The sequence below is a fragment of the Idiomarina sp. UBA4206 genome, assembly GCF_002383015.1.
Taxonomy (GTDB): domain Bacteria; phylum Pseudomonadota; class Gammaproteobacteria; order Enterobacterales; family Alteromonadaceae; genus Idiomarina; species Idiomarina abyssalis.
In genome coordinates, this window is sequence record NZ_DFTS01000025.1 from 27,318 (window position 1) to 34,295 (window position 6,978).

9 protein-coding genes and 1 pseudogene are annotated in these 6,978 nt (G+C 46.1%); 2 read left to right on the plus strand and 8 right to left on the minus strand.

Annotated features, from left to right (window positions below):
• Window positions 1–263: pseudogene (locus B3180_RS05340) on the minus strand (OmpA family protein); the annotation flags it as partial.
• Between the two features lie 128 nt (window positions 264–391).
• On the opposite strand from B3180_RS05340, the gene rnt reads away from it, so the two are divergent.
• On the plus strand, window positions 392–1,039 hold the full coding sequence (gene rnt, locus B3180_RS05345) for a ribonuclease T (RefSeq protein WP_054490999.1): 648 nt from the start codon (window positions 392–394) through the stop codon (window positions 1,037–1,039).
• 67 nt (window positions 1,040–1,106) lie between these two features.
• Here the strand turns inward: rnt and B3180_RS05350 are convergent, their stop codons facing one another.
• Window positions 1,107–1,712, minus strand: coding sequence for a peroxiredoxin (locus B3180_RS05350; RefSeq protein WP_054491001.1), 606 nt, complete (start codon window positions 1,710–1,712; stop codon window positions 1,107–1,109).
• A 195-nt stretch (window positions 1,713–1,907) separates the two neighbouring features.
• Window positions 1,908–2,246 carry a Grx4 family monothiol glutaredoxin gene (locus B3180_RS05355; RefSeq protein ID WP_011235037.1) on the minus strand — a complete coding sequence of 113 codons (339 nt, stop codon included), beginning with the start codon at window positions 2,244–2,246 and terminating at the stop codon, window positions 1,908–1,910.
• Window positions 2,247–2,450: 204 nt separating this feature from the next.
• Between B3180_RS05355 and B3180_RS05360 the strand changes: the two genes are divergently transcribed.
• The gene (locus B3180_RS05360; protein WP_054491003.1) at window positions 2,451–3,032 is read left to right on the plus strand and encodes a superoxide dismutase; all 582 of its coding nucleotides are present in this window, start codon (window positions 2,451–2,453) and stop codon (window positions 3,030–3,032) included.
• A gap of 51 nt (window positions 3,033–3,083) precedes the next feature.
• Here B3180_RS05360 and B3180_RS05365 read toward each other — a convergent pair whose 3' ends face one another.
• From B3180_RS05365 to B3180_RS05385, 5 genes are all read right to left on the minus strand, one after another.
• Complete coding sequence (locus tag B3180_RS05365; RefSeq protein WP_278358807.1) at window positions 3,084–4,079, minus strand: alpha/beta hydrolase; 996 nt, start codon at window positions 4,077–4,079, stop codon at window positions 3,084–3,086.
• A 99-nt stretch (window positions 4,080–4,178) separates the two neighbouring features.
• The gene (locus B3180_RS05370) at window positions 4,179–4,766 is read right to left on the minus strand and encodes a hypothetical protein (RefSeq protein WP_278358808.1); all 588 of its coding nucleotides are present in this window, start codon (window positions 4,764–4,766) and stop codon (window positions 4,179–4,181) included.
• A gap of 169 nt (window positions 4,767–4,935) precedes the next feature.
• Window positions 4,936–5,703: a zinc-dependent peptidase gene (locus B3180_RS05375; protein WP_222235599.1), complete on the minus strand. Its 768-nt coding sequence runs from the start codon at window positions 5,701–5,703 to the stop codon at window positions 4,936–4,938.
• Window positions 5,704–5,755: 52 nt separating this feature from the next.
• Window positions 5,756–6,352 carry a DUF5610 domain-containing protein gene (locus B3180_RS05380; protein ID WP_222235600.1) on the minus strand — a complete coding sequence of 199 codons (597 nt, stop codon included), beginning with the start codon at window positions 6,350–6,352 and terminating at the stop codon, window positions 5,756–5,758.
• A gap of 235 nt (window positions 6,353–6,587) precedes the next feature.
• A partial coding sequence (locus B3180_RS05385; protein ID WP_349677607.1) for an FCD domain-containing protein occupies window positions 6,588–6,978 on the minus strand: 391 nt, incomplete at its 5' end.

The window sequence follows — 6,978 nt, forward strand, 5'->3', positions numbered from 1 at the left end:
GACACACCATAGCTGTCCGGTAGCTTGCGCATTTCCATTTTCATACGTAAGTTGAGCTCTTTACTCGCCTCGCTTTGAAAGCGCACCTTACCGTAACGGGGAATCTCATGCTCCATTTCACAGGCTAAACGGTTCTCTTCGCTTACCTGCCACGCGGAGTTATCCAGGTTTGCACTGTAGTGCCTGACTGAGTTTGCCTGCGCCTGCCCAATTGATAGCAGCACAGAAGCTGAAACAGCAGTCAACATCGGCCAATTTTTCATAAGCGCCCCTGATTTATTTCTGATACGTCTGTTATCGGCACGCATTGCTGTTGCTTTAGTATTTCTGCAAGCAGAGCGTGATGATCTTTGGCATAATGGCGTTATCTTTAAGACACTACGGAAATTCTATGTCAGACAGCTCTAACTCGCTTATGAAGCAACGCTTTCGCGGATACATGCCCGTCGTGGTCGATGTCGAAACAGCGGGGTTTAACGCAAAAACCGATGCGTTACTGGAAATAGCTGCCGTCTTGCTGGATTTCGATGACAATGGTCTGTTAAAGCCCGTGGACTCTGTTCATTACCATGTACAGCCTTTCGAAGGCGCCAATATTGAACAGGCAGCTATCGACTTTAACGGCATTGATCCGCACTGCCCATTACGCGGCGCGGTAGAGGAAGGTGAAGCCCTGCGTGAGCTTTTCAAACCCATTCGTAAAGCGCAGAAAGCCGCGGGTTGTCAGCGTTCAGTTTTAGTCGGACACAACTCAAACTTTGATCACGGTTTTGTTATGGCCGCCGCCGAACGTGCTAGTTTAAAACGTAACCCGTTTCACCCTTTTGTCAGTTTTGATACCACGTCGCTTGCGGCAATGACCTTAGGGCAAACCGTACTGATTAAAGCATGTCAGGCAGCCGGTATTGAGTTTGACAGCAAACAAGCACACTCAGCCCTATACGATACCGAACGCACCGCAGAGCTCTACTGCTGGATGATTAACCGCTGGAAAGAACTCGGTGGCTGGCCACCTGAGTCTCGTCAGGACAAAAGTTAATCCGAGTACAAATTTCAGACATAAAAAAAGCCGCTCAAACGAGCGGCTTTTTCGATTCAGTAAACGCTTACAGTTTGTCAGCGTTTTTAGACAGGTAAGAAGCAACGCCTTCTGCGTTTTCTTTCATGCCTTCTTTACCTTCTTCCCAGCCTGCAGGGCAAACTTCGCCGTGTTTCTGGTGGAAGTTCAGTGCGTCAACCATACGCAGCATCTCGTCGATGTTACGGCCTAATGGCAAGTCGTTAACGACCTGGTGACGAACCATACCGTCTTCATCAATTAAGAATGAACCACGGAATGCAACACCAGCTTCTGGGTGTTCTACGTCGTACGCTTTACAAATGCTGTGACGAACGTCAGCAACCAATGGGTATTTCACCTGACCGATACCACCAGCGTCAGTTGACGTGTTACGCCATGCACTGTGAGTAAACTGAGAGTCAATTGAAACACCAATAACTTCTACGCCACGCTTTTTGAATTCGTCTAAACGCTTATCAAATGCGATTAGCTCAGAAGGACATACGAAAGTGAAGTCCAACGGGTAGAAGAAAACAACAGCTTTTTTGCCTTTGATAGCGTCTGACAGTTTAAAATCTTCAACAATTTCACCTGAACCCAATACTGCTGCTGCAGTAAAATCAGGTGCTTTACGACCTACTAATACAGACATCGATTCTCTCCATTTAATGTTGAGTGTTAAAGCTTCACCGGTAGTGATGGGGATGCCTGGATAAAAAAACAAGGGCATCCGTCAATTTCACTACAGATTGTCTACTGTTTGCTTAAACTTTATTCAGCCGAAGGCTGCTTATTCCGCTGAAGGCTCTTTATTCAGCTGAAGGCTCTTTATTCAGCTGAAGGCTCTTTACTCAGCTGAAGGCTCTGGATGCCGCTCAGCAACCTCAGAAACCAACTCTTGCAGCTCGCCGTTCTGGAACATTTCCATAATAATATCACAACCGCCGACCAATTCACCTTCAACCCACAGCTGCGGGAAGGTTGGCCAGTTTGCGTATTTAGGCAATTCTGCACGAATATCCGGATTTTGCAGGATATCGACGTAAGCAAACGCCTGGCCACAGCCCATTAAGGCCTGTGATGCTTGTGAAGAGAAACCACAGCTAGGCAACTTCGGAGAGCCTTTCATGTATAACAGGATTGGGTTTTCTTCGATTTGCTGCTTAATTCTGTCAACCGTTTCCATAACACCTCTGCTTAATATAATGGTTGATTAAAACACTCAGGTATTTTAACACAGCCTATAAAGTTTTGTCCTAAATTGAAAGATTTCCTTGAAAAGCAAACCAGTCAGCCCTATATATCGTAAGGTATAACAAGAAAAGAACTTGCACGCATTAAAGTGCGAGTCGCAAATTTGCACTCAAAAAAGAACTACGGAGAGAAAATTATGGCATTTGAACTACCGGCTCTTCCATACGAGAAAAACGCTCTGGAACCACATATTTCAGAAGAAACTCTGGAATACCACTACGGTAAGCACCACGCTACATACGTGAGCAAGCTGAACGACGCCGTTAAAGGTACCGACCTTGAGAGCAAATCTCTGGAAGACATCATCAAGTCTGAAAAAGGCGGACTGTTCAACAACGCCGCACAGGTATGGAACCACACTTTCTACTGGAACTGCCTAAGCCCGAACGGCGGCGGTGAACCAACTGGCGCAGTAGCAGAAGCTATCAACGCAAAATTTGGCTCTTTCGAGAAATTCAAAGAAGAGTTCAACGCAAGCGCTGCTGGTAACTTTGGTTCTGGCTGGACTTGGTTAGTGAAAAAATCTGACGGTTCTGTCGATTTACTGAACACAGACGATGCAGACACTCCTGTCGCGCACGACGGCGTAGAAGCTCTGCTGACCGTTGATGTTTGGGAACACGCTTACTACATCGACTACCGTAACTCTCGTCCTAACTACTTAGAAGCTTTCTGGAAGCTGGTAAACTGGGACTTCGTTAACAAGAACTTTGCTTAAAGCAAACTTGTGAATGATTAAAAAAGGCGCCGTTTGGCGCCTTTTTTCTTACTAAAAGATTTTATCCAACTGCTCGCGATAGCGATCAAAAGCTTCAAACTGCGGCATATGACCAATACCTTCCAGTTCATAAAGGTAGCCGTCCGGAATTTGCTCTACCACAATTTCACCGAGTTTATCGTAGCGACCCAGTTCGTAATTAACGCCCTCTTTCTTCCAGCCTCGACCGGGGCCTGTAGTATCACGCGTTCCCAGAATCAAATGTGTCGGCACCACCAACTGGTCAAACTCATTAGACACATTGCCGGTAAAAATCATGTCGTAGGTTAGCGCATTATTCCAGGCAACCTGATTCCAGTCATCTCCATTTATCCAACCTACGTGAATTTCAATAAGCTCTTCATAATCTTCTGACCATTTACCGTCATAGTAGTTTTTGCGCTGGTAGGCGCGGATCTGGTCAATGGTTTTACCCTTCTCATTCTCGTAAAAGAACGCTGGGTCTTTGTATTCCACATAGCGCAGATAATCTTCCAAGCCAACCGGGTTAACTAACACCAGTTTCTCAACACTACTGGAATGGTTCAGCGCATAGCGAGTAGCCAGCATTCCGCCCATGGAATGACCCATAACAATCACTTGTTCAATACTCTCAGACTTTAATAACGCCTTAGTGTTATTAGCCAGGGCTTCGAAAGAAAACTGATAATGTGCCGGTTTGGACGACTTACCAAAACCAATTTGGTCAGGCATAAGCACCCCGTAACCTTTTTCATGAAGGTAATTAGCGGTTTCTTCCCAATAGTCGGCGGCAAAGTTTTTGCCATGTAACAGCAACACGGTTGACTGCCCCTTTTCGGCGGGCAAATGCATGTAGGCCATTTCCAGGCTCTGTCGTTGGCTATCAAACTCAAAGGTCTGAACATCAAATGGGTACGAATAACCACTTAAGCGAGCATCGTATTCGGAGGCTTTGTCGTCTGCAAAAACAGGTGCTGTCAGCCCGAGTAGAAAAGCGGTAAACAACGTATACATCCAGCTACGCATAGGGACTCCTTGAAAGCTAGTTCGACATCATTATTACAGTTGCACGCCAATTACCCAAGGTATTGCGGCACCAACAGAGTAATAGGTTCTTTGCAGGCTCTACGCGTTCGAAGGGATAGTCGGAACGGCAATTTCGTACATTACACAGGAAGCTCGTGCTTTCATGAGAGCATTTCTTCTCTCTTCAAACGTCTTTGCCCCGTCACTTGCGACCTCAATCTGATCAGTCACACCGCGGATGATATCGTTTCTGGTTTGTGCGATTGCAGAGCCGCTTAATCCTGACTCCTTCAAAGCCTGACCTGCAAAGTTTGTAGCGCCAGCCCAACCGCCTAAGCCAGCAACCCAGGCCGCATTTGCGCTAGGACTCGCCGCAACTAATGCAGGCACTGCTACTGAACCAGCTAATAATCCACTCATTGAAAGCCAGTACGCCATTCTTGCCTGATTCGCAGATTTTTGTTCGTAGCCTGATAAACGGGGAAGACAAAAAGTCAGAACTTCGGCGAGCTTTGCCTCGATCAATTCCTGATTTTCTTGATCGAGTTGTTTCGTCGACTTACTACTGTCAGTAATTTTCTTCACAGAAAATGTCTTCGCTGCGCTTGCATCGACACTAAGATCAGTTGGTGCACTCGTACATCCAGCAACAACTGTTGATAAAACAGCCAATACGATCCGTTTCATATTGCCCTCTATATTGTTGCTCCATCGAGCTCCAATGTTGCCATATTGAGATTAGTTATAGACCTCTTGTTCAATTAACACAATAAACACTAAAACTATAACTTTAGTCTTTAGCGTGTAGAGTGACAGTGAGCATATTGCTATGAAAGTGAGCGTTAGCGCAGAGTAATTAACAAGGAGTCTGGCGGTAGAATTGACACAATAACCGGTAGACCTCCGGCATATGCTCTTTCATCGTTTCCGGGTCTTCAAAAAAAGTCTCGCTGCAGACGGCAAAAAATTCAGCCGGGCTGGTTAACGAGTAACCGTCTAGTGGTAACGGTCTGTGATGAACTGAGTCACTCTGCAGCCTTTCCCAGGCCGCTGAAAAAATATCGTGCCATTCTCCGGGCTTCATATCGGGATGCATGGGTGGTGCGCCATTGGCACCATCGCGCAACATATCAAGCTTGTGCGCAAATTCGTGTATGACAACGTTCGCGGCCTTTCCGTGACGGGAATGAGGGCCTGTATGACACACCGACTGCCATGAAAGAATCAGCGGGCCTTGCAACCAGGCCTCGCCGCTTAGCCCCGGACTATGAGTGTGAACAACACCGTCGTCACTACGGTAAGGACGATTAGGTACAAAGTCGCCTTCATAAAGAATAATGCTATAGATGTGATCGTACCAATCTAACCCAAGGTGCAAAACAGGTACGCAGGCCATAGTTGCTATTTTAAGACACATAGCGTCGTTGAATTGGAAGCCGCCGCCTGAAGCAAAGTTTTTACGAACCAAAAAGCGAAGAGTCATATCCCGCAGTGCATCACGCTCAGCACCTTTGTATCGCGCCACAACGGGCCAGTCAGCAACTGCGGATTCCCACTCGCTTTCTGTGAAGCCCATTTTTTTAATGCGCCGGTTTTCAAACCACGTACGCAGTCTTTTAAACATCTGTTGTTACGGCCATACTTCTTTCCATGTACGCACTATAAAAGCACTGAGGTTAATCCTCAACGCCGCTATCAGACTCTTCAGATTCGGCAGCCAGTTCCAGCATTTTTTCACGAAAGTTATCCAGACCTTTCATAACCAGCTCATAGGTTTTATCGACATCGCTTTCAACATCACCTTCATACACCTGAAAGCTGGTAAGAATATCCTTAGCGCCTTTAAAGCCCGTTTCGATACCACCACGAATAATTTCCATAAACTTGTTCAGGGTTTCTTCTTCAGACTCGCCTGCATTGATTTCTTTATAGCGACTGTAAAAGTTGGTAGCAAAAGAAACAATACGATCCGCCGTTGCTTTGGGAGAAGTATCCGTGCCGGACTCATAGGTTTTCTTCACCGCATTTTTGCCCATTACCGGCTCTAACTCAGCATTAATGCCTTCCAGTGCGGTTTTATACAGCAAGCTGAGGGCATCATTATTGCTGCTAAGCGATACTCTCTCATGGGCACGTAAAATGGCTTCGTTTTGTGCCTGCCTGGAATTTGGAGCGACCTCTTTCGTATTGCGATTATCATCCGCTTTTACGCTATTGGCGTTTTGCTTACCAACGCCCGCTACAGAAGTGCCATTGCCTGAGATAATTGACATGATGTTGTTCCTGATAAGTCGACTATAACTTGATTTTAGTATAGCCCGTAACTGGTTATCGGCAGGTAGTGGTTAAAATTTAGACTTTTATTAAAACGGCGCTGTGAACCTATGGATTTTTAACCGAAAGGAAATAAAGCGAGCACAAAAAATGCCTGACAACTCAGTAAGAGTCATCAGGCACCAAATAATAAGAAATTAGGCTTTATCAAGAAAACTGAAAAAGCTCCCCTAATCAATCCACCAAGTCATTCGGCATATCACCACGCAGGCCATGCCAAATTTCAGCGGACTCATAACCGTACCGGCGAACCAGATTTACCGACTCGTTATAGTCGCCTTCGCGCGCTACGGCAATTAGGTCGGCGTAGTAGTCGCGTGCTAACTGGCGAGCTTCTGACGATGAAAAGTAGTACTGGCCAATACGTGCGTACAGACCTTTAAAGCCGTTTAGTACCAACACATAAATAGGGTTGCCGGAGGCCATAGCTAAGTCGTGGTTTAACTGGTAATCGAACTCGGCAAATGTCTTTTCATTGTCTTCCAGCTCACTGGTGGGCTCCAGTAGCTCAATAACCCGCTGTGGGTTATGACGAATAGCGGCACGAATATAAATAGCACTAATA

Bases quoted from the DNA above. Each gene is read 5' to 3' on its own strand.
- rnt (WP_054490999.1), top strand. From the start codon at position 392: ATGTCAGACAGCTCTAACTCGCTTATGAAGCAACGCTTTCGCGGATAC.
- B3180_RS05350 (WP_054491001.1), bottom strand. From the start codon at position 1,712: ATGTCTGTATTAGTAGGTCGTAAAGCACCTGATTTTACTGCAGCAGCA.
- B3180_RS05355 (WP_011235037.1), bottom strand. From the start codon at position 2,246: ATGGAAACGGTTGACAGAATTAAGCAGCAAATCGAAGAAAACCCAATC.
- B3180_RS05360 (WP_054491003.1), top strand. From the start codon at position 2,451: ATGGCATTTGAACTACCGGCTCTTCCATACGAGAAAAACGCTCTGGAA.
- B3180_RS05365 (WP_278358807.1), bottom strand. From the start codon at position 4,079: ATGCGTAGCTGGATGTATACGTTGTTTACCGCTTTTCTACTCGGGCTG.
- B3180_RS05370 (WP_278358808.1), bottom strand. From the start codon at position 4,766: ATGAAACGGATCGTATTGGCTGTTTTATCAACAGTTGTTGCTGGATGT.
- B3180_RS05375 (WP_222235599.1), bottom strand. From the start codon at position 5,703: ATGTTTAAAAGACTGCGTACGTGGTTTGAAAACCGGCGCATTAAAAAA.
- B3180_RS05380 (WP_222235600.1), bottom strand. From the start codon at position 6,352: ATGTCAATTATCTCAGGCAATGGCACTTCTGTAGCGGGCGTTGGTAAG.